Source organism: Aquipseudomonas ullengensis (genome assembly GCF_014174475.1).
GTDB classification, from domain to species: Bacteria; Pseudomonadota; Gammaproteobacteria; order Pseudomonadales; family Pseudomonadaceae; genus Aquipseudomonas; species Aquipseudomonas ullengensis.
The window spans coordinates 323,107-344,146 of sequence record NZ_JACJUD010000002.1; the positions used below are offsets into that span (position 1 = coordinate 323,107).

The 21,040-nt window shown below is 63.1% G+C and carries 21 protein-coding genes, 1 tRNA gene and 1 riboswitch; of the genes, 9 read left to right on the forward strand and 13 right to left on the reverse strand.

The genetic code is table 11. From position 1 onward, the window contains the following. Window positions 1–43: 43 nt before the first annotated feature. Both H3H51_RS06955 and H3H51_RS06960 read left to right on the forward strand, forming a co-directional pair. Window positions 44–469, forward strand: a complete 426-nt coding sequence (locus tag H3H51_RS06955; RefSeq protein ID WP_183088325.1) for a DUF4124 domain-containing protein — start codon at window positions 44–46, stop codon at window positions 467–469. Window positions 470–530: 61 nt separating this feature from the next. After that, complete coding sequence (locus H3H51_RS06960) at window positions 531–890, forward strand: PilZ domain-containing protein (protein WP_183088326.1); 360 nt, start codon at window positions 531–533, stop codon at window positions 888–890. A 52-nt stretch (window positions 891–942) separates the two neighbouring features. Here H3H51_RS06960 and H3H51_RS06965 read toward each other — a convergent pair whose 3' ends face one another. Further along, window positions 943–1,869, reverse strand: coding sequence for a LysR family transcriptional regulator (locus tag H3H51_RS06965; protein WP_183088327.1), 927 nt, complete (start codon window positions 1,867–1,869; stop codon window positions 943–945). 215 nt (window positions 1,870–2,084) lie between these two features. On the opposite strand from H3H51_RS06965, the gene fpr reads away from it, so the two are divergent. Further along, window positions 2,085–2,864, forward strand: a complete 780-nt coding sequence (gene fpr, locus H3H51_RS06970) for a ferredoxin-NADP reductase (protein WP_183088328.1) — start codon at window positions 2,085–2,087, stop codon at window positions 2,862–2,864. A gap of 71 nt (window positions 2,865–2,935) precedes the next feature. Here the strand turns inward: fpr and tsaA are convergent, their stop codons facing one another. Both tsaA and H3H51_RS06980 read right to left on the reverse strand, forming a co-directional pair. Then, on the reverse strand, window positions 2,936–3,628 hold the full coding sequence (tsaA, locus tag H3H51_RS06975) for a tRNA (N6-threonylcarbamoyladenosine(37)-N6)-methyltransferase TrmO (RefSeq protein WP_183088329.1): 693 nt from the start codon (window positions 3,626–3,628) through the stop codon (window positions 2,936–2,938). Window positions 3,629–3,755: 127 nt separating this feature from the next. Beyond that, window positions 3,756–4,046 (reverse strand): hypothetical protein, encoded by a 291-nt coding sequence (locus H3H51_RS06980; RefSeq protein ID WP_183088330.1) that lies wholly within the window; start codon window positions 4,044–4,046, stop codon window positions 3,756–3,758. A 357-nt stretch (window positions 4,047–4,403) separates the two neighbouring features. Between H3H51_RS06980 and H3H51_RS06985 the strand changes: the two genes are divergently transcribed. Next, a complete protein-coding gene (locus H3H51_RS06985) occupies window positions 4,404–4,676 on the forward strand; it encodes a transcriptional repressor (RefSeq protein WP_183088331.1) in 273 nt (90 codons plus the stop codon). A 144-nt stretch (window positions 4,677–4,820) separates the two neighbouring features. Here H3H51_RS06985 and H3H51_RS06990 read toward each other — a convergent pair whose 3' ends face one another. Beyond that, entirely contained in the window at window positions 4,821–8,894 is a 4,074-nt protein-coding gene (locus H3H51_RS06990; RefSeq protein ID WP_183088332.1) for an autotransporter outer membrane beta-barrel domain-containing protein, read from the reverse strand. Between the two features lie 159 nt (window positions 8,895–9,053). On the opposite strand from H3H51_RS06990, the gene H3H51_RS06995 reads away from it, so the two are divergent. After that, entirely contained in the window at window positions 9,054–10,766 is a 1,713-nt protein-coding gene (locus tag H3H51_RS06995; protein ID WP_183088333.1) for a response regulator, read from the forward strand. Between the two features lie 36 nt (window positions 10,767–10,802). On the opposite strand, the gene H3H51_RS07000 is transcribed toward H3H51_RS06995, so the two are convergent. Continuing rightward, a complete protein-coding gene (locus H3H51_RS07000; protein WP_183088334.1) occupies window positions 10,803–11,144 on the reverse strand; it encodes an FKBP-type peptidyl-prolyl cis-trans isomerase in 342 nt (113 codons plus the stop codon). Window positions 11,145–11,437: 293 nt separating this feature from the next. Next, window positions 11,438–11,540, forward strand: a riboswitch (guanidine-I (ykkC/yxkD leader). Window positions 11,541–11,698: 158 nt separating this feature from the next. Here H3H51_RS07000 and H3H51_RS07005 point away from each other — a divergent pair. Continuing rightward, complete coding sequence (locus tag H3H51_RS07005) at window positions 11,699–12,463, forward strand: MBL fold metallo-hydrolase (RefSeq protein ID WP_183088335.1); 765 nt, start codon at window positions 11,699–11,701, stop codon at window positions 12,461–12,463. Here the strand turns inward: H3H51_RS07005 and H3H51_RS07010 are convergent. From H3H51_RS07010 to H3H51_RS07020, 3 genes are all read right to left on the reverse strand, one after another. Then, window positions 12,460–13,152: a polysaccharide lyase family 7 protein gene (locus H3H51_RS07010; RefSeq protein WP_183088336.1), complete on the reverse strand. Its 693-nt coding sequence runs from the start codon at window positions 13,150–13,152 to the stop codon at window positions 12,460–12,462. The genes H3H51_RS07005 and H3H51_RS07010 overlap by 4 nt on opposite strands. Window positions 13,153–13,282: 130 nt before the next feature. Further along, entirely contained in the window at window positions 13,283–13,939 is a 657-nt protein-coding gene (locus H3H51_RS07015; protein ID WP_183088337.1) for a CoA transferase subunit B, read from the reverse strand. A 28-nt stretch (window positions 13,940–13,967) separates the two neighbouring features. Then, window positions 13,968–14,666 carry a CoA transferase subunit A gene (locus H3H51_RS07020; RefSeq protein ID WP_183088338.1) on the reverse strand — a complete coding sequence of 233 codons (699 nt, stop codon included), beginning with the start codon at window positions 14,664–14,666 and terminating at the stop codon, window positions 13,968–13,970. Between the two features lie 126 nt (window positions 14,667–14,792). Between H3H51_RS07020 and H3H51_RS07025 the strand changes: the two genes are divergently transcribed. From H3H51_RS07025 to H3H51_RS07035, 3 genes are all read left to right on the forward strand, one after another. Beyond that, a complete protein-coding gene (locus H3H51_RS07025; RefSeq protein WP_183088339.1) occupies window positions 14,793–15,698 on the forward strand; it encodes a LysR family transcriptional regulator in 906 nt (301 codons plus the stop codon). Window positions 15,699–15,795: 97 nt separating this feature from the next. Then, the gene (locus tag H3H51_RS21150) at window positions 15,796–16,293 is read left to right on the forward strand and encodes a thioesterase family protein (protein WP_183088340.1); all 498 of its coding nucleotides are present in this window, start codon (window positions 15,796–15,798) and stop codon (window positions 16,291–16,293) included. 47 nt (window positions 16,294–16,340) lie between these two features. After that, the gene (locus H3H51_RS07035; protein ID WP_183088341.1) at window positions 16,341–16,892 is read left to right on the forward strand and encodes a YdeI/OmpD-associated family protein; all 552 of its coding nucleotides are present in this window, start codon (window positions 16,341–16,343) and stop codon (window positions 16,890–16,892) included. Between the two features lie 211 nt (window positions 16,893–17,103). Here the strand turns inward: H3H51_RS07035 and H3H51_RS07040 are convergent. The 5 genes from H3H51_RS07040 to H3H51_RS07060 form a co-directional block, all read right to left on the reverse strand. Next, a tRNA-Gly gene (locus tag H3H51_RS07040) sits at window positions 17,104–17,177 on the reverse strand. A gap of 133 nt (window positions 17,178–17,310) precedes the next feature. Continuing rightward, window positions 17,311–18,192: an alpha/beta fold hydrolase gene (locus tag H3H51_RS07045; protein ID WP_183088342.1), complete on the reverse strand. Its 882-nt coding sequence runs from the start codon at window positions 18,190–18,192 to the stop codon at window positions 17,311–17,313. A 351-nt stretch (window positions 18,193–18,543) separates the two neighbouring features. After that, complete coding sequence (locus H3H51_RS07050) at window positions 18,544–19,236, reverse strand: pseudouridine synthase (RefSeq protein WP_183088343.1); 693 nt, start codon at window positions 19,234–19,236, stop codon at window positions 18,544–18,546. A gap of 4 nt (window positions 19,237–19,240) precedes the next feature. Then, window positions 19,241–19,450: a cysteine-rich CWC family protein gene (locus tag H3H51_RS07055; RefSeq protein WP_183088344.1), complete on the reverse strand. Its 210-nt coding sequence runs from the start codon at window positions 19,448–19,450 to the stop codon at window positions 19,241–19,243. Then, a complete protein-coding gene (locus tag H3H51_RS07060; RefSeq protein ID WP_183088345.1) occupies window positions 19,447–20,931 on the reverse strand; it encodes a sensor domain-containing diguanylate cyclase in 1,485 nt (494 codons plus the stop codon). Before H3H51_RS07060 ends, H3H51_RS07055 begins: the two co-directional genes overlap by 4 nt. Window positions 20,932–21,040: the final 109 nt, after the last annotated feature.

Here is a 21,040-nt window from a genome sequence, read left to right on the forward strand (position 1 = left end):
GCGCAGGCCGAGGTTAAGCTCGGCTTTTCTGAAGGAGTCGGATATGCGCAAGCTGTTGTGGAGTGTCCTCCTGCTGCCGGGATTGGCAGGGGCGGAGATCTATCGCTGGACCGATGCCAGTGGTCAGGTGCATTTCAGCGAGAAACCTGCCGGCGCGGGTGCCCAGCAGGTCGAGGTCAAGCCACAGGTGGTCGAGCGCGACGATGCCACGCGTCAGCGCGAGGAGCGTACCGCCCAGTTCTACGACGCGCGCCGTCAGGAGAAGGCTCAGGCCGATGCCAAGTCTGCCGAGGCGCAGGCCAAGCGCTCCCAGGAGTGCAAGAAACTGCGTGGGCAACTGGCCGATATCCAGCGCGGTGGACGTTACTTCGTCACCGACAAGAATGGCGAACGCTCGTACATCGACCCCAAGGAAGTAGACGACGCACGCAACCGTTTATCGTCTCGGATCAGCGAGCGATGCTCCTGAGTCTGGCGCCGTTGGCCGGCTGAGCCCATACTCAAAAATCTCACCGTAGCGATTGGCCACCATGCATATCGAGCGCAGCATCGAACGCCACCAGTTGCCGTACTACCTGAAGGTGTTCAACCGCATCACCGACAAGCCCATGGGCTATATCGGCAACGTCTCCTTGGACGGCCTGATGCTGATCAGCCAACTACCGATGTTGGTCAACGCACGCTTCGACATGCGTCTTAAGATTCCTGGCCGCGATGGCCAGATCCGCAACATCGATTTCTACGCTACCTGCCAGTGGAGCCGCGAGGACATCACCCCCGGCACCTTCGACTCCGGCTTTGCCCTGGTGGCACCGCCGAGCGAGTACGTCGACATGGTCGACGCCCTGCGTCACTACTTCAGTTTTCGTCCCCTACAGGCGTCCGCCTGATACCACCCCATCCACCGCTGCCGACTACTGATCGGTAGAGCGCTCGTCCCGCTCAGGCAATGGGCGAGAGGATGATTTCGTCGCTACGCCGGATACCGGCGGTCATCTCCCGGCATAGTTCGAGAAACTCGCGGATGGCGGCTGTCTGGTACTTCTGCCGGTGCCAGATGAAATAGAACTGGCGGATCAGGTCCAGCTCCGGGGTGGCCAGCGCCACCAGGCTGCCGCGACGGAACGCGTCGCGCAGGGCCAGGCGCGAGATACAGCCGATACCCAGGCCAGACTCCACGGCGCGCTTGATCGCTTCGGTATGCTCCAGCTCCAGGCGGATATTCAATTGGGCCGAATGGTGACGCATGGCCTGGTCGAAGGTCAGGCGCGTGCCCGAGCCTTGTTCGCGCAGGATCCACGCCTCGCGGCCAAGTTCTTCAAGGCTGGCGGTACCGCCCTGCGCCAGCGGGTGCTGCGGTGCGCAGAACACCACCAGCTCGTCTTCCACCCAGGGTTGCACCTCGATATCCGGGTGCTGGCAGTCGCCCTCGATCAGGCCCAGATCGAGTTTGTAGTGCGCCACCTGGTGCACCACATTGGCGGTGTTCTGCACATGCAGGCGCACGCGGCATTCCGGGTGGCGCTGCATGAAGCTGCCGATCAGCAGGGTCGCCAGGTAGTTGCCGACGGTCAGCGTCGCCCCCACTTCCAGGGAGCCGAAACCGCTCTTGCCGTTGAGCAGGCGCTCGATCTCGCGGGCCTGGTCGAGCAGGGCCACTGCCTGTGGCAGCAGTTGCTGGCCGAGGGCATTGAGCGACAGGCGCTTGCCGGCGCGATCAAACAACTGGCAGTTGGATTGGCGTTCCAGTTCGGTCAGCGAGGTGCTGGCTGCCGACTGCGACAAGGCCAGGGATTGTGCCGCACGGGACACGCTGCCCTGCTTGGCGACGGCGGAGAAGACTTCAAGTTGTCGCAGTGTAAATCGCATATCTATATAACCGATAAACCATATCTTGATAATTCACTTAACAGATATTGTGGCCGTCACTAGAATGGCGCGCAATGCTGCCGGCCCCCGGTAGGCAGATTCTCTGCAATGCACTTTGATGCCCCTGTTCCCGAGACTTCATTGATATGTCTCAACAGGCGCAGCCAGCTTTGCAGGCAGTCTGAACCCACACCGAGACTTTGAGGAAACAACGCATGAGCAACATGAACTCGGAACGCGTGGTCAGTGTGCACCACTGGAACGACACCCTGTTCAGCTTCAAGTGCACCCGCGACCCGGGCCTGCGCTTCGAAAACGGCCAGTTCGTGATGATCGGTCTGCAGCAGCCTAACGGCCGCCCGCTGATGCGTGCTTACTCCATCGCCAGCCCGAACTGGGAAGAGCATCTGGAGTTCTTCAGCATCAAGGTGCCGGACGGCCCGCTGACTTCCCAGCTGCAGCACCTGAAGGAAGGCGACGAGATCATCATCAGCAAGAAGCCCACCGGCACGCTGGTGCTCGATGACCTCAACCCGGGCAAGCACCTGTACCTGCTCAGCACCGGTACCGGCCTGGCGCCGTTCATGAGCGTGATCCAGGACCCGGAAACCTACGAGCGTTTCGAAAAGGTCATCCTGGTTCACGGCGTGCGCTACGTGAACGAAGTGGCGTACAAGGAGTTCATCACCGAACACCTGCCGAAGAACGAATTCTTCGGTGATGCGCTGAAAGACAAGCTGATCTACTACCCGACCGTGACCCGCGAGCCGTTCGAGAATCAGGGTCGCCTGACCGACCTGATGCGCAGTGGCAAGCTGTTCGCCGACATCGGCCTGCCGCCGATCAACCCGCAGGACGACCGCGCGATGATCTGCGGTAGCCCGAGCATGCTCGACGAAACCAGTGAAGTGCTGGACAGCTTCGGCCTGAAAATCTCGGCACGCATGCGTGAGCCGGGCGATTACCTGATCGAGCGCGCCTTCGTCGAGAAGTAAGCCGTCAGCGTGACAAAACAAACCCGCCAATTGGCGGGTTTGTTGTTTCTGTGCCTAGCCGGTAGGGCGGATCAGGCCGGCACCACTTCCAGCACGCGAACCTGCCCGGGTGTCGGGTAGTGCCAGCGGACCTGTACATCCCAGAACAGTACGCCGTAGCGCCGCTCCGGCTCCGGCACCTGATAGGCCGGGCGCGGGTCCTGGGCCAGGCACTGTTCGATCAACTCCACCAGTGGCTCGCCCAGGCGCAAGGCATGAGTGTGTGCCTGTTGCAGTGCGGCTTCACTCCAGTCCACGGGCAAGGCGGTGGGCGAGGCGTCGGCGATGGCGTTATGCGCGTCCTCCACGCAGTCGGCGTAAGGCACGTAGGGTTTGATATCCAGCACTGGTGTGCCGTCGAGCAAGTCGATACCGGATAGCCACAGACGGCCGGGTTCGACCTTGTCCAGTTTCACCACCGACTGGCCGATGCCATTGGGCCGGTGCGTGGCGCGAGTGGCGAACACGCCGAGCGAGGCATTGCCGCCCAGGCGCGGTGGGCGCACCTTGAGTCGCGGCTTGTCTTCCAGCGCCTGATGAAAGAGAAACAGCAGCCAGACATGGCTGACCTGCTCTAGGCCGACCACGGCTTCGGCGCGATCGAATGGCGCCACCAGCTCCAGCACGCCGTGGGCCGCCGGAGCCAGTTGCGGCTGGCGGGGAATGGCGAACTTCTCCTTGAAGCAGGAGCGCACGAAACCGATGGGCGAAACGGAATAGGACATGGGCGTTCAGGGCGATGAGCAACCTGCGCATGGTAGCCGATCAGGCGGTGGCAGGGTTCAAGCCTGAGCGGTACGGCGGGGCAGGGTGTCGAGGGCAGAGGCCGGTATCGGGCGGATACCGGCGCCGTTACTTGCAGAGCACGATCATGCTGCGGCTGGAGAAACCGGCCGGGTTGATGCCGAAGGCGAAGTCTGCCGGATCATCCTCGTTGTCCTGGTCTTGCCCGGCGCGGGCGATGACTTTGTAGCCCTTGCTGCCACAGGCACGAACAGCTTTCTGCTCGCATTGCTCCCAGCTGGACGTCAGGCCGGAGCAATTGATGTTCAGGCCACGACGACCCTTCTTGTCATAGGTTTTGGCAGTTGCGGAGCAGCCGGCAATTGCCAGCACAGCGATCAGCAGCACAAGCCTTTTCATTTCTTTCCCCAGCGGGCTTGTCTGTTTCCGGCAGACCTGTGGATCTGCCGCCCTCTTTGAATGATTGGCTGCGCCGCGGCTCTTTTCTATTCGGTTGCCGCTGGCGCCCTGTTGCCCAGAGTGAGCCTATCTGTCTGAGAAATATCACAAAGGCAGAAGCCAGGCGAGACAAAAAAAGTTTCCGAATGGCTACAGGATTTGCATTGCTCGTTCGTCTTAGTAGTGAGAGCAAAATTTTCACGCCACGCCGATGATCATGGCCAGTCACGAAGATTGGCTGCGTTGACGTGTTGTCCGTTCATCAGGGAATTGAGCCGGCGTCGAACGGCAGGTCGGGCAGGGAGAGTACATATGGGCATGAGCCAGCATCAGCAGTTGAAAAGCCTGCTGCAGGGCGCCGGGTTGAAGGTCAGCCTGGTGCGTTTGAAAATTCTTGAAGTGTTGCAGCACGCCGAGTGCGAGGGACGCGGTCTGTCTTCGCGGGCGGTACATGCCGAGCTGCTGCAGGCCAACGAGCAGATCTCGCTGCTGACCGTGCGCCAGGTGCTGTGCCGCCTCGGCGCCTGCGGCCTGGTGGCGCGGGGCGAGGATGCGCTCTATCGCTTGATCGTTCGCGCCGTCGCGGCTTGATGATTGTTGAGCGCCCTTGAGCTCGCGAGGCATTGCCAGCAATACGCGATGCCGGTTCGCAACAGTACCCGGCGATAGACTTTACCCACGCATGAAAAAACGCCTCCCCATATAGATGGAGAGGCGTCGGTTGGCGCCGCGGGTCTAGAACTTGATCTTCACGCCGAGGATGCCTTCGTAGCTGCTGCTGTCATCATCGAAACCTTCCTGGTAGCCGGCGGAGAAGGTGAAGGTGGTGTTCTCGTCGACCTGGTAGTCGACGCCCAGGTTCAGCTCACCCGAAGTGCCCTGCAGGTCGCCGGCAAACGGCAGGTAGCCGTCGGCGGAGGAGAGCTCGGTCTGCGGCTGGCCACGGAACTCGTGCCAGATGCTCGGGCGGACCCAGACATTGGTGCGTTGGATATCGCCGTTGTCGTCTTCGCGGAACCAGTCCTGGGCGATGCGTACGCCGAGGCGTCCGGCCAGCGAGTCGACATCTTCGAAGCGCACCTCGGCTGCCGAGTCATTGGCGTTGTCCAGTTCGATGCGGCTGACCACCACCTGGGCTTGCGGCTCTATGTACAGGTCGTCGTCGACCTCGAAGGGATAGCCAGTTTCCAGCGAGGCGCTGAAGCCGCGGCCATCGCTATGCAGGGATTCGCCGTCGACGGAGTGCGCGTCGATGTCGAAGGCATGGAACTGCAACACCCCGTCGACGTACCAGCCTGCCGGGCCGAAGTGGGTCCAGTAGCCACCCAGGCTGTAGGCGCGCAGGGCGTTGTCGCCGGCATCCTGGCCGTTGCTGTGGGTGACGCTGCCGTCGAGTTGGCCGATGCCGAGCGACAGGCCTGCCAGGTCCTGGCTGCCATCGCTGTCTTCGTTGCGGTACAGGTCGAGGCCGACCTGGAAGGCATTGATGTCGTAGTCGGCGCTGGCGCTCTCGCCGTTCTGGTAGATCACCCGGCCCCAGCCGAGCGACGGGCCGTATTCGTCGATGGCTTCACTTGGCAGCGGCTCGACGTCCAGGCGGCGTTCTTCACCGACCCGTTCGTGCAGGGTATCGAGCATGGCATGGCTGTAGCGCAGGGCCATTTCCGGGATGGCGCTGTACAGCGAGGTTTCACTCCGGTAGTTGGGGATCAGTGGTTTGCTTGGTTTGGCGGTTCTTGCTGGTTTCTCCGGCTGTTCCGGCTGTTCTGGATGGGTTGGCTTCTCAGGTTGTTCAGGCTGCACTGGATTGATTGGTTTATTGGGTTTATCCGGCTGCTCTGGTTTCTCCGGTTGATCCGGATCGTCCGGTTTTTTCGGTGGCAGCTCTGGGTCATCGGGCTCTTCCTGAGACGAGCGCAGGTACCAGGCTTCGCTGTTGCTGTCATCGCGGCTGCCCCGGTACAGGTTGTACTCGTAGGGGCCAGCCTTGACCCGGTTGAGTAGGCGGAAGGCTTCCTGGTCGGTGCTGCCACCATTCAGCGCATCCACCACCATGATGCCGTTGCCCTGGGTCAGTGCTCCCGCACCGCCGGCGTTCTTGATCGCCAGGTTGCTGCTGCCGCTGGCCTGGCCGCCATCGATAACCAGTTTGTCCGAGGGCGAATTGTCGTCGTACAGGTGGGTGTTGAGGGCGATGGTGCCGTTGGCGCCGTGGTAGTTGTTCACCGTCAGGGTCTTGTAGCTGTTGCCCACGGGTGCGCTGAAGTCGATCAGGCTGGCGTCGTTGCGCAGGTTGCTCAGGTTGGAGGTGCCGCTGAGCTGCCACAGGCTGGTGTCGTGCAGGTTGAGGTCGGCGCGGCTGCCGGCCTGGGTGCGGGCCGAACCGCTGACCAGCGACTTGCCCAGGTCCAGGTTGGTGTGGCCCGCAGTCGAGACCCCGTCTTGCTCCAGCGCCTCGACCTGCAGCCACTGGCCGCTGCCGCCGGCGATGACCTGGTCGAGGGTGAGATCTGCGGCGCCGGCGACGCTGATGGTGGCGCCGTCGCGGTTGCTCAGCAGGCTGTTATCCAGGTCGATGGCCGTCAGCGCATCGCTTGTGCCCTGGGCGTGCAGGGCGGCGGAGGCCTGACCGAGGGCATGAATGGTGGTGTCGTGGGCGCTGAACTGGCCGCCGTCCTGAGCCAGGGCGCCGTGGGCCCCGTTTCCGTTGGTCTGGATGGCGCTCTGTTGCAAGCTCAGGCTGCTGGGTGCGCTTTTGGCGACCGCGCCGTGAGACTCGTCGCCATGGGTGACCACGCTGCTGTTGCTGGCAGCCAGGGTGCCGCCAGTGCCGGCGTGCAGGCCGTTGGCCGCGGCGCCGTGGGTGGTCACGGTGGCGTTATCGAGGGTCAGGGTGGCGGGGGCGTCGAGGAAGCTCTGTTGCACCATGGCGCCGGCCGCATGGTTGCCGAAGGTTTCCACGCTGACGTTGTTCGCCTGCATGTCGGCCTTGAATGGGACACCGACCTGTTCGACCACGCTGTACAGGCCAATGGAGTGCTCACCGGCGGTGACCACTGACAGGTTGTTCAGGATCATCGAGCCACCATCGTCGGTCACTGCCCCATAGGCTTTGAACCCTAGGGTGCGCACGCTGGTACCGTTGGCGATCAGTTCGCCACCGGGATTGCGCGCCACCAGGGCATGGGGGAAGGAGGCCTGGCGCACCGAGTCGCCGTGGGTGGTCACCGAGCCGCCGTTGAGGGTGATCTTGCCGTTGCCGTCGGCGACGGCACCCATGGCGTTGTTGTCGCCGAAGGTTTCGATGGTCAGGTTGTTGGCGACGATGCTGGCATTGGCCGCGTTCAGGCCGGCAGCCTCCTTGCCGGCGGTGGTGATGGCGCTCCGGTCGAGGCTGACGCTGGCGCCGGCGGTGGCACGTACGCCGATACCGTTGTCGGTTTGCGTGGTGACGCTGCTGTCGCTCAGGGCAAAGTTCGAGCCGGCACCGTCGACCAGCACGGCGGGTGCTGCGGTACCGGAGTTGGCGTGCAGCAGTTGGCTATTGCTGACGGTGGCGCCGCCGCCGGCGACGACATTGATGGCAATCGAGCGTGCCCCGCCGACCTGGATGTGAGCATCCGCCACACGGGCGCTGGCCCCCGCACCTTCCACCGAAAGGCCATGGGCGTATTGCCCAGCGGAGCTGAGCTGCGTGCCACTGCCGTCAAGCTCCAGGCGCCCGCCGTCAGTGGCCCGCGCGGCGGCTATCGGGTTGGCGACGCTGCCGGAGCCCAGAGTGCTGAGCTGGCTGCCGCTCAACTTCACGCTGCTGCCGGCACCGTCGGCGCGGGCACCGCTGACGTAGTTGCCGGCGGTATTGGCGCTGACGTTGCTGCCGCTGATCTGCGCGCCGGACAGCGCATGCAGCGCGGCGGTGGAGCTGGCCGTGGCGGCAGCGCCGTTGATGTCGATGCGGCTATTGAGCACGCTGGCGCTGGCGCCGGTTTCAGCGCGAACCCCGCTCGACGAGGCGCCGCTGGTGCTGATTTGCACGCCGTCGAGGGCGATGTGGCCACCGTCCTGGGCGAGGGCGGCATGCGAGCTGGTGCTCTGGGTCGAGAGCGAGCCGCCATTAAATCCGATCCGGCTCTCGGCGCCTTTGGCCCGCAGCGCATGGTTGCCGGTACCGGTGTTGCCGCCGGTGGTGACGCTGGAGTCGCTCAGGTTGATCTGGGCGGCAGTTTCGGCGCTGGCCCCGATCATGTTGCTGGCTTTCACGGCGACGCCGGTGGCCAGCACTTTCGGGGTCAAAATGATGGTCGCGGCAGTGGCGCTGATTTGCCCGCCATCTTTGGCGTACAGGCCTTTCTGCCCGGCAGCGGTAGAGCTGGCGACGGCCGTGCTGTTGACGGTGCCCTGGTCGAAACCGATCACCGCGCCGGCCCCGGCCTGTACGCCGACGCTGTTGGCGGCGGCCAGATTCACCGTGGCGCCGTCGTGTGCGCCGTGGCTGCTGATACCGATGCCGCCCGCCGTTCCGATATTGATCGGCGCCGGTGCGCCGAAGGACATGGGCGCTACGCGTACGGCCTGCAGGGCGATATCCAGGTAGGAGGGAACGGGGCTTGCAGCAGGCTGTTGGCTGATGTCCATGGCCGCGGCGGAGCTGAGGTTGAGCTCTTCGCTGCGCGCACTGATCACGCTGTCCTCGGCCTCCACTTCGGCCAGGCGCAGGCTGAAGAAGCCGGCCAGCAGCAGGCTGATGGCACGGGCCAGTTTGTTAGCTCTGAACTGCTCGAGGACCAGTGGTTGTACTTGGTTTTTCATGGCGGCGGTCTCTGCAAGTGACTGATGGCTGCAGTCTTGCGAAGAGCGCCTGGACGATCTGTCGGAGCATTGCCGGGGTGGTTGTAGGAGTAATCCACGGCGCTGCGTTGGCTGGACTAGGCTTGCGCTGCAGAGCCGGGCACGAAAGGGAGGTCTGCGGTGAGCCGAGTCATGATTGTCGACAGCCTGCCCATCATGCGCAGGGCGCTACGGGTGATGCTGGGAAAGCAGGGGCACGAAGTGATCGCCGAGGCGGACAACGGCCTGGATGCCCTGGCGCTTTGCCGTGACCAGCACCCGGATCTGGTAGTGCTGGAGCTGGCCATCCCACGCTTGGGTGGCCTGGATGTGCTGCACCGCCTGAAGGCCAGCCAGCCCGCACTCAAGGTGCTGGTCTACAGCGTGCAAGACAGTGGCTTGTACGCCTCGCGCAGCCTGCAGGCCGGTGCCGATGCCTTCGTCAGCAAGCTCGATGGCCTGGAGGAGTTCATCCGGGCCCTGCATGCCGTGGTGCACGGGCGCAGCTATTTCCCCCGCGAGGCAGTGCATGCCGCGGAAGAGGCGGGCGGTGAGGGCAGCAATGAGTTGGCCCAGCTATCGGCGCGCGAGCTGATGGTGCTGGAGCTACTGGCCAAGGGCCTGAGCAACCAGCAGATCGCCGAGCAACTGGCGCTCAGTTACAAGACCGTGAGTACCTACAAGACGCGGCTGCAGCAGAAGCTGCATGTGCACTCCACCGTCGAACTGCTGGAAGTGACCCGTCACGCCGCTGCCGTTCCCTGGGCGCCCGTGGCGGCTGCCAGCGCGGAGCTGCCACAGGACTATGCGATGCTCCGCGCGCTGGTCGATGGGTCGCCCAATCCGATGTTCATTCGTGATCGCGAGGGGCGCCTGCTGACCTGCAATCGACACTTTCTCGAGTACTACCACGTTCCCTTCGACACGGTGCGTGGCACCCGCCTGGACGAGGCGCCCTGGCTTGCGCCGGAGTTTCGTGAGGAGGTGCAGCGGCGCTTCGTCGCGGCAGTCGAACAGGAGAGTTCGCTGAGCCACGATACGGCGATAGATATCTACGGCAGCACGCGGGTGCTGCATGTCTGGGGTATCCCTTATCGCGATGAACAGGGGCAGGTGACCGGTATGGTTGGCGGCCTGCAGGACCTGAGCAAACGTGAGGTACTGCTGGCCGAGCTGCGCAACGCCAAGGCCGAGGCGGAGGCGATGAGCCGGGCCAAAAGCGAGGCCTTGGCGGCTCTGCACCGTGAGCTGCGCGCACCATTCGAACAACTGGCCACTGCACTACAGGACAGGGCCGAGGCCGCACCGGAGCAGGCAGCGCTGGCCCTGATCCAGCAGGCCCTGCGCCACGCGGAGCAGCTTCTGCAGCTGGATGCCGAGCGCCTGGCGCCACGCTCGGCGGTGCAGCGTCTGGGCGAGTTGAGTGCGGCGATCCTGGCGCCGCTGAGTGCCCGGGCACAGGCCCAGGGCGCGGCATTGACGCTGGAACAGGCGCCCCAGGCCAAGCTCATGGCCTGGATCGATGAGCGCCACTATCGGCAGTTACTCGAGCTGTTGCTGAGTCGAACACTGGCGGCGGTTGGGCCGGCCGCGTGGCAGCTGACATTGCACGGCCAGCTGCAACCGGGCGGCTTGCTGCTCGTCCGTCTCGACTTGCAAGGCCAGAACGCTACGCAGGAGCGTGTCGCCGTTGCCCAGGCGCTGGATGCCGAAGGGCTCGCCGAACCCGCCGGCAGCCTGCAAGGCATCTACCTGCAGCACCTGCTGCAACTGCTCAACGCCAACCTGGTGTTCGGCACGAACGCCGACGCGCCGCTCTGGTGCCTGGAGATGACCCTGTCGCCGGCGACCTAGTGAGTGCAGCGCTACGGGCATGTCGTCAGCGGGCCATCAATCGTCGCGGGTCAGCACTTCCAGCAGCTCGATCTCGAAGCGCAGGTTGGAGTGGGGCGTGATGTGCGCGCCCATCTGTCGTTCGCCATAGGCCAGGTGAGCCGGCACCAACAGCTTGCGTTTACCGCCGACCTTCATGCCCATCAGGCCCTGGTCCCAACCCTTGATCACCCGGCCAGTGCCGATTACACACTGGAACGGCTTGCCGCGCTGGTAGGACGAGTCGAACAGCGTGCCGTCTTCGAGAAAGCCGCTGTACTGGGTGGTGATCAGGGCGCCTTTGACCACCTCCTTGCCGTCGCCCAGCTGGATGTCCTCGATCTGCAATTCGTTGCTCATCACGCGTTCTCTGATTGATTTGGTAGCTGCCCGGTGGCTGCCATGCGCCAGCCTTTTCGCAGGAATCCATCGCTTTGGCAACTGCTTTGCCAGCCGAAGCCAATGTCGAGTTGCCGCGTCTGCGGGCTGCACCAAAGCTGTTCGAGGCCAGTCCAGGTTGGGCCTTTTTGGTGGTTAATCGGCAGCGCGTAACGCTTGCCTACGCAGCCTGTCGGGCTTTACCCATTGGCACACAACGTGCTTTTACTAGAACAGCATGAAGAGCGTGTCTCACCGTAGGTGCGATGGCTTATGCGTAGGTTTGCTAGGGTTCCGATCATCGTTCGCGGTGGTGGCTGGTCCGAGAGCAGGCCGGTCTCGCAAGAGGCTTCACGGAGGGATAAAAGCCCGGGAGAACGTCGTTACAGCGTTTCTTCCTGCGTCCTTTTTTCACCAATGGAGCCTTGTCATGACCCTGTCCGGGCTGACGTCGTCCCTCACCGTTTCGCCTTCCGGTCACCTGCCTTGCGGGCGATTGGCTGTGCGTAACTGTTTTTCATCACGAGGAGTTGCTGATGCGAATTGCTGATCGCTGGTTCGAGACAAAGCGGATTGATGACCGCATTACCCTGCTCTGGGAGCCGCATGTGGCGCGGGTCGAGCAGTGCAACATGTGGCATGTGCGCGGCCGCGATGCCGACCTGCTGGTGGATGCCGGCATGGGCATCAGCAGCCTGAAGACGGCGCTGGCCGAGTTGCTCAACAAGCCGCTGTTGGCCGTGGCCACTCACACTCACATGGATCATGTCGGCAGCCTGCACGAGTTCGAGCACCGCCTGGCGCACCCCTCGGAAGCGCACTCGCTGGCCAACCCGGACGACTACCCGGTGCTGTGCAGTTGCCATTGGCCGGGCACCATGCGCGCCGATATCGAGGCGCAGGGCTACGAGGTGCCGGACGTGCTGGTCGATGCCTATCCGCACGAAGGGTTCGACCCGTTGGCCTTTCGCACCCAGGGCACTCAGCCGACCCGCCTGATCGATGAGGGCGATGTGGTCGACCTGGGCGACACCGCCTTCGAAGTGCTGCACCTGCCAGGGCATTCGCCAGGCAGCATCGGCCTCTGGGAGAAGAGCACGGGCACCCTGTTCTCTGGCGATGCGATCTACGACGGCCCGTTGTTGGACAAGATTGCCGGCGCCGACCTGGCCGACTACCAGCGCACCATGCAGCGCCTGCGCGATCTGCCGGTGCAGGTGGTGCATGGCGGCCACGACCCGAGCTTCGGCCGTACGCGAATGCTCGAGCTGACGGAGCAGTACCTGCGCGGCGCTCGCTAAGGCTTCCGGTGCAAGGTGTTCAGGTGATAGAAGGTCGCCCGCGCACCTTCGCTGCTTGGCCCGTAGTTGTCCTGCGCGTAGGCGCCAGCCTTGAAGTACAGCTGCTGCAAGCCCCAGGAGCTGCTCAGCTGGCGGTAGTAGGTGCCATTGTCGTCGGCGCTGTGCACGCTGATGCGCAGGCGGCCGCTGGGGGTGAGGCGCAACTGGTAGCTGAAGCGTTCATCCAGGCTCACGTCGTTGACCAGAATGATGTTCTGCACCGTACTGTCGCCCGGGTACTTGCGCAGCAGGGCTTCGATCCGGCCGGTGCCGTTGACCAGGTGGTACTGCAGTTTGAGTAGCGGGTCATTGTTGCTGCCGGGCTCGTCCTTGCTGTGGATCTGGCCGATCACCAGCTTGTTCTTGCTCGGCAGTTGCTGCACCGAAAGCACGGCGCTGAGGATGTTGTCCGCCTCGCTGAAGTACCAGTTGTGCAACGTGCCGTTGCGCAGCGTCTCGCGCAGTTCGCTACGCGGGTAGCGTGCGCTGGCGGTGCGTGAGCCGTTCACCGGCACCCAGAAGACCACGCTGTGGTCGCGCTGGGGGCGGAAGTACTGGCTGCTGTAGCCGGCGTTGAGGCGCTGGGTGGTGATCAGCGTGGTCGAGCTGGTGGCGGGGACGGTGAGGTTCCAGGTGGTCAGATCGAGCATGGGCGGGCTTCCTGCGCGGAGGGGTGGGTGGTGTTCCGACCCCTCTAGTCCGGCAAGTTCAGCCCCGTCTGGCAGCTTTGGACGAACGGGTACTGGCCACTCGCCCAGTGTGCCCGCCCGGTCGTATGCGCTAGAAGCTCATCTCGATCACATCGTCCGGCACAATCAGCTTGCCGGCGGTCTTGGCGACGATTTCCTCGATGCTCACGCCCGGCGCGCGCTCGCGCAGGATGAAGGCGCCGTTTTCAATCTCCAGGTAGGCCAGGTCGGTAAGCACCTTGCGGATGCAGCCGCAGCCGGTGAGCGGCAGGCTGCAATGGGTGAGCAGCTTGGACTCGCCGTCCTTGGAGGCGTGGGTCATGGTGACGATGATGTTGTCGGCGCCGGCCACCAGGTCCATCGCGCCGCCCATGCCCTTGACCAGCTTGCCGGGGATCATCCACGAGGCGATGTTGCCGTTGACGTCGACCTCGAAGGCGCCGAGTACCGTCAGGTCGACATGACCGCCGCGGATCATGGCGAACGACTCGGCGGAGGAGAAGATGGACGCGCCCTGGCGTGCGGTGACCGTCTGCTTGCCGGCGTTGATCATGTCGGCGTCCAGCTCATCCTCGGTGGGGAAGGCGCCCATGCCGAGCAGGCCGTTTTCCGACTGCAGCATCACGTCGATGTCGTCCGGCACGTAGTTGGCCACCAGGGTCGGGATGCCGATGCCCAGGTTCACGTAGTAACCATCCTTCAACTCGCGCGCCACACGCTGAGCCATCTGTTCGCGGGTAAGTGCCATGGGGAGTTTCTCTTCTGCTCAGGTGGGTTCAGGCGCGCAGGGTGCGCTTCTCGATACGCTTCTCGAAGGTGCCTTGGATGATGCGATCGACATAGATGCCGGGGGTATGGATATGCGCCGGGTCCAGTTCGCCCGGCTCGACGATTTCCTCCACCTCGACCACGGTAATGCGCCCGGCGGTGGCGACCACCGGGTTGAAGTTCTGCGCCGTGTGGCGGTAGATCACGTTGCCGAAGTGGTCGGCCTTCCAACCTTTGACGATGGCGAAGTCACCAGTGATGGCAGGCTCCAGGATGTAGTGGCGGCCGTTGATTTCCCGCGCTTCCTTGCCCTCGGCGACCGGGGTGCCGTAGCCGGTGGCAGTGAAGAAGGCGGGGATGCCGGCGCCGCCGGCACGCAGCTTCTCGGCCAGGGTGCCTTGCGGAGTCAGTTCGACCTCCAACTCACCGCTGAGCAGCAGTTGTTCGAACAGCGCGTTCTCACCGACGTAGGAGGCGATCATCTTGCGGATCTGCCGGTCTTCCAGCAGCACGCCGAGGCCGAAACCGTCGACGCCGCAGTTGTTGGAGACCACGGTCAGGCCCGTGACGCCGCGACGGCGAATCTCGCCAATCAGGTTTTCCGGGATGCCGCACAGGCCGAAACCGCCGGCCAGCACGGTCATGTTGTCGGTCAGCCCGTCGAGGGCTTCTGCGTAACTGCCTACCCGCTTGTCGAGTCCACTCATGTTGCTGCGCCTTTGTGTCTGGGTCGGTTCGGCAGTACGGCTGCCGGGAGCGAGTAGAGAGCTTCACGGCTGGATACTGATTTGTTAAGTTTGTTTTTCTTGGTTATTAATGAAAAAAACAAATCAATGACCGTCAAACAGCTACGCGCCTTTCTTGCGGTGGCCCAAAGCCTCAGCTTTGCCCAGGCCTGCGCACGCCTGCATCTGTCCCAGCCGGCGCTGAGCCTGGCGATCAAGAGCCTGGAAGAATCCCTCGGCGGTCAGTTGCTGGTGCGCACCACCCGCAGCGTGGCCCTGACCCCGGAAGGCGAAACCCTGCTGCCGATTGCCCGGCGCCTGCTGGCCGAGTGGGACAACGCCGAAGAGTTGCTGCGCCAGCACTTCACCTTGCAGCTGGGCAAGGTAGCCATCGCCGCCATGCCGTCGTTCGCCGCCAACCTGCTACCGGTCGCGCTCAAGGCCTTTCGCGACAACCATCCGAAGGTGAACGTGGCGGTGCACGACGTGATCAACGAACAGGTGATCGACATGGTGCGTAACCGCCGCGTCGAACTGGGCATTGCTTTCGAGCCGGACGCCCTCGACGGGCTCGATTTCACCCCGTTCTACACCGACCGCTTCGTCGCCGTGGTAGCGGCCGACAGTGCGTTGAGCGCACGCACGGAAGTGAGTTGGGCGGAGCTGTTGCAACAACACTTCATCACCCTGCAGCGGCCATCCGCCGTGCGCCTGCTGCTGGAAGAGAGCATCGCTGCGCAGCATGGCAAGCTGCCGGTGGCGTTCGAGAGTCATCAACTGGTGACGGTGGGGCGCATGGTCGCCCAGGGGCTGGGCGTCAGCGCGGTGCCGAGCCTGTGCATCGAGCAGATGAAGGAACTCGGCGCCCGCTGCGTGGCCCTGAACGAGCCGCAGATCACCCGCCGCGTCGGCCTGCTGCGCCTGGCCGGGCACAAGCTGTCGGCCGCCGCGCAGGCGCTGGGCGATACGGTGATGAGTGTGTCGTGCAGCGGCGAATTCACTCCTAATGCGTAATGGCAGTGGCGAGTCTATCCAGTAATTTATCGCCGGATTGGCTGTCGGTCCGCGCCTGGCCGGCCCATTGTCTGACCTTTAGGAAAAGGAGCCGCGAGTGTCCGGATTACTGAGAAATATCCTCGCCTTCTGCATCGGGCTGTTCAGTCACGGCAGCAAGGCCGCCAGCGATGTGGTGGTGACTACGTTCTGGGTCACGCCGTTCGATTCGGGCATCAAGGTGCTCAAGAGCGACAAGTACCTGCAGTTCGCCGAAACCGCCCAGGTGGATTACCTGCTCAAGGTGGGCCAGTTCTTCAACGTGCTGCGCAGTGGCGCGGGTTTTGTGAACGTGGCGCTGTTGGTCAAGTTCTCGCGGCCTGTGCCGGTCTTCAGCCGGGTGCGGGTCGAGACGCGCCTGCTCTACGCCGACGACAAGTGCGCGTATTTCTCCCATGCGCTACAGGCGCGCGGAGCGCAGGCTGCCGAGGTGCTGGTGAAAATGAAGTTCAAGAAAGGCGGCCTCACGCTGGCGCCGGCGTCGTTTCTTTGCTTCAACTTCGCAGAGGTACCGGCAAAAGTACGCGAGTGGGAGCCGGTGCTGCAGGTGATGTGAAGCCTGCCCGACAACCAATCGTCAGCGTATTAGTTGATGGAACTGCCATGACCACGCTCGATGTGACGTCTCGATTCGAAGCAAAACTCCTCCGTCCGAAAACGCTGGGAGGTGATGCGTCATGGGCATTCGTGGTGCTGCCAAGGGAGGTAAGTGAAAAACTTCCGAGGCGAGGACGGACCACCGTTGAGGGTACGCTCAATGGCCATCCTTTCCAGGCCACTCTTGAGCCGGATGGTCAGCTGAGCCATTGGCTGCAGGTCCGTAGTGAGCTACGCGAAGCTGCGGGTGCGGCTGTTGGGGATATCGTCGCGCTTGAGTTAGCTCCGGTAGAGAAGGAGCCCGAGCCTGAGGTTCCACCTGATTTTCAGGAGGCGTTGGCAGCCGCTCCTGAGGCTTTTAAGGTCTGGAACGGGACGACGACCCTCGCACGACTGGACTGGATTCACTGGATCACTTCAGCCAAGCAGCTTAAGACGCGCGCAAAACGAATCGGTGATGCCTGCAATATGCTGGCATCGGGCAAGAAACACGTCTGCTGTTTTGACCCGTCTGGTTACTACAGCAAGGCATTCCAGGCGCCCAAGGCCGAAACCTGACGAACAGTGAATGCATCGCGAGTAATCCAGATGCTCTTGCTACACGACGGGTCAATGCGGGTGACAACTCCGCCTCTTTTGATGGCATCTACACGAAGCAATAGGCGCTCGGTCACTTGGCCGCTGGAGCCGAGTGTCGAGACTTCTTCGACACCACCAACCCCTAGAAACAACAAAGCCCTGTAAAAACAGGGCTTTATCTTTTGGATTCTGGAGCGGGTGAAGGGAATCGAACCCTCGTTATCAGCTTGGGAAGCTGGAGTAATGCCATTATACGACACCCGCTTTTGCGGGTGACTTTGTACCAGAATCACCCAGGCAGGAGAAGCTGCCGCACGATAAAAACCGTGTTTCCCTACCGGTGACCGGCCGCAGGAGCACTGGCGGGGCGTGCCAGGTGGCTGCCTGCGGGATGGGTTCAGCCGGCGAGGGCGGTGCTTTCCTGAACTGCAATGCTGCGCTGGCGGTTGCTCAGTGGTGGCAGCAGGAAGGCCAGCAGGGCGTCGCGGGTCTGCATCCAGGCGGCTTTGTGTTCCATATCGAGGAAGTGGCCGGCCTGGTTGATGATGCGGAAGTCGCAGTGGCGCACGTACTGCGAGAACAGGCGGGCGTCTTCCGGAGTGGTGTACTCGTCCCATTCGCCGTTGACGAACAGCAGCGGGATGGTGATTTCCCCGGCGAAGCTGACGCACGAACGACCTTCCATATTGAGCACGGTCTGCACGTGGTGGCTCATCTGCGCGTACTCGTACGGGTGCAAGCTGGCCACGTGGCGGTGGTTGTAGCGTTTGTACAGCGACGGCAAGTGCTTGCCGATGGTGCCGTTGAGCACCGCACCGATGTTCTCGCGGTCGCAGGCGTCCATCACTTCCACGCCGCGCTCCAGGTAGCCGAGCATGGCGTTGTTGGTGACCGGTGCGAACGAGTTGATCACCGCGCGGGTGATGCGCCGGGGCTGCCGGGAGAGCGCCTGCAGGGTGGCAATGCCGCCCCAGGAGAATGACAACACGACGTCGCAGGCGAAGTGCTCGACCAGCTCAAGGAGGATGTCGGCCTCCTCTTCGCGGCTGATGAAGCGGGTGTGTTCGTTGTGTTCGCGCGATTGCCCGGCGTAGGGCAGGTCGAACAGCACGACGTTGAAATGCGGGTAGAGATAACGGACCGTCTGCGCGAAGGATGCGGTGGTCGACAACGAGCCGTTGACCAGGATGATGGTCTGCTCGGCGCTGTCGGCGCGGTAGAACTCCGTGTAAACCCGGTATTGCCCCTGAATATCCAGCACAGCGGTTTCTGCTTTCATCTTGCATGCCCCTGGGTACGGCGTTGCGCACGCGCGACCGAATGCAACGGCTGCGCGAACGTCGACAGGTAGGCATGTGCCTTGGGAACTTGGGGGCCTTGGTCGGCGCGTACTGGCTGGCCGACGATTGTTATTAGCGGCGGGTGCTTTTCCAGTCCGGGGACATCGACCGTGGTGGCGCGATGAGGGCAGTCCCGTTTGCAGTGCCGTGGCACCTTCGATCTGAAAAAAGCTTGTTAGATGTTGTGTTTGACTTGCTGGTCACTTCTGGACCTTGGATTTGATTCAAGCAGGCTTGTGTGACCGAAGCAAGTCAATCGAAAGGCTGATTTCTCATCTTCTGCCGGACGGTCAGACCCGTGATATTTCGTCCGGACTGAGCGCGCGGTACTGGCCCGGGGCCAGGTCGGGATCAAGCAGCAACGGGCCCATGCGTTCGCGGTGCAGGCCGATGACCTTGTTCTGGAAGTGGCCGAACATGCGCTTGATCTGGTGGTAGCGACCTTCGTGCAGGGTCAGCAGGGCGCTGTGGCTGCCGGTGATCTCGAGCTCGGCGGGCAGGGTGGTGAGGTCTTCGTAGGCGAAGTACAAACCCTGGGCGAACACCTCGATGTACTCGGGCGTGATCGGCTGTTCGGTCTGCACCCGGTAGACCTTGCCCAGGCGGCTGCGCGGTTCGGTGAGGCGCCGCGACCACAGGCCGTCGTTGGTGATCAGCAGCAGTCCGGTGGTGTTCAGGTCGAGGCGACCGCCGATGTGCAGGTCGTGTTTTTCCGGCTCATCGAGCAGGTCGAGCACGGTGCGGTGCTCGGGATGCTCGGTGGCGCTGACCACGCCGGCCGGCTTGTTGAGCATGAAGTAGCGCGCCGGTTTGCCGGCTTGCAGCACCTCATCGCCGAGTTGGATGCGGCTGAATTCGCGCACGTCGTGGCGACCATCGCGGACCACCTGACCATCTACTTGCACCTGGCCGCGAGCCAGCAACAGGCGTGCATCGGCGCGGTTGAGTTGGGGCAGATTGCCGAGGAAGCGGTCGAGGCGCATGGATTCAGTCGACAGGCTTGGCAGGCACTGGCAGGCCCTGGGCGCAGCGCGGGCAGAGGCAGTCCTGGTTGCGTTGTTCGGCAGGCAGGCTGTCGAGCACGGTGGGGTCGACGGGCTGATGGAAACACCAGCAGTCCTCGACCGGCTCCAACTGCTCGGCCTGGGCGCAGCTGTTCAACTGGCCGCAGCGTGGGCAGCGGCGGCTGTCGCTCACGGCCGCAGCTCGTAGGTTTCTTCGCAGACCCGGTTACGCCCGGATTGCTTGGCCCGGTACAGCGCATGGTCGGCACGGGCGATCAGGCGGTCCAGGCTGTCGTCGTCGTGCAGTTCGGTGAGGCCAATGCTGGTGGTGACCTGCAGGTTGACCCCGGCGAACGGGAAGCGGCTGTTCTCGGTCTGTTCGCGGATCTTCTCGGCCAGTTGCCGGGCGGTGCTGCTGCCTGTGTCCTTGAGCAGCAGGATGAACTCTTCACCGCCCCAGCGGCAGATGATGTCGGACTGGCGCAGGTTGCTTTGCAGGTGCTTGGCAAAGCCGCGCAGCACCTCGTCGCCGGCCAGGTGGCCGTGGGTGTCGTTGAGCTGCTTGAAGTGATCGAGATCGATCAGTAGTGCGCTCAGCGGGCTGCGCTCGCGCTGGGCTTCGAGTACCGCCTGTTGCGCCAGCAGGTTGAAGCCGCGACGGTTGGACAGGCCGGTGAGTACATCGGTGGTGGCCAGTGCGGCGATATGCTGCTGATAGCGCTGGGTTGCCAGGTACACGACGGCGAGTACGATGACACTCACCAGCAGGCACACCAGCAGGTTGAAATACAGGATGTGGCGGATGTCGGCGAGGGCGCTTTCCTCATGCTTGTCGACGAACAGGTACCACTCCAGTTCGGGGATGTAGCGCACGTTGAGGAAGTGGCCGCGCCCGTGTTCCTGGTACTCGTAGCTGCCGCTCTGGGGCTTGGGCAACTTGTGCACGAGGCTTTCGAGCCCAGGTACGGCACTCAGTGTCTGGCCGGCGCGCGCACCCAGGGGGCCGCCGGTGACACCGGTCAGGACGATCTTGTCGTTTTTGTCGACGAAGTACACGCTGCGCCCGTAGCGCTGCTGGTAGTCGTCGATCAGCTTGACCACGGCATCCACCGTCAGGCCGACGCCGGTCACGCCGATGAAGTTGCCCTGGTAGTCGAACACCTTGTAGTTGATGAAGATGGTCATGGTGTCGCGGTTGGCCATGTCCAGGTCGACATTGATCTCGTAGAGCGGTTGCATGTCGCGCACGCGGAAGTACCAGATGTCGCGCGGCTCCTTCTCGCTGACCTGCTTGAGCACTCCCTTGGCCTGGTAGTAGGTATGGGTTTTCTCGGAGATGAAGAAGCTGGTGTAGGCGCCGTAGTGTTCCTGCACTTCACGCAGGTAGCGGGTCATCGGCTCGTCATCCTGTTCACCGGCCAGCACCCAGTCACGCAGGAAGGTGTCGCGCGACATCATCGAGGAAATCAGGATGGGCCGGATCAGGTCCTTCTGGATTTCCGAGTAGATGTTGTCCGAGGTCAGCGGCAGTTCGGTGTTGACGATGTTCTGCCGAATGCTGTCGCGCGAGGTGGAGTAGCTGACCAGGCTGGTAGCGGCGAAGCCACCGACCAGCAGCACAAGCAACAATCCGAGTAGCAGCAACTGGGCCTTACGGGAAGCGCGGAGCGACATGACGGCAGAGCCTTGGGGAAGTGGCGCAATGCTAGCGTGCGGGCCGGCTGGCGTCACCGGCCCGACGTGTAAATTAGCGTTACCCGGTAAGGCCGCGCAGCCACGGCTG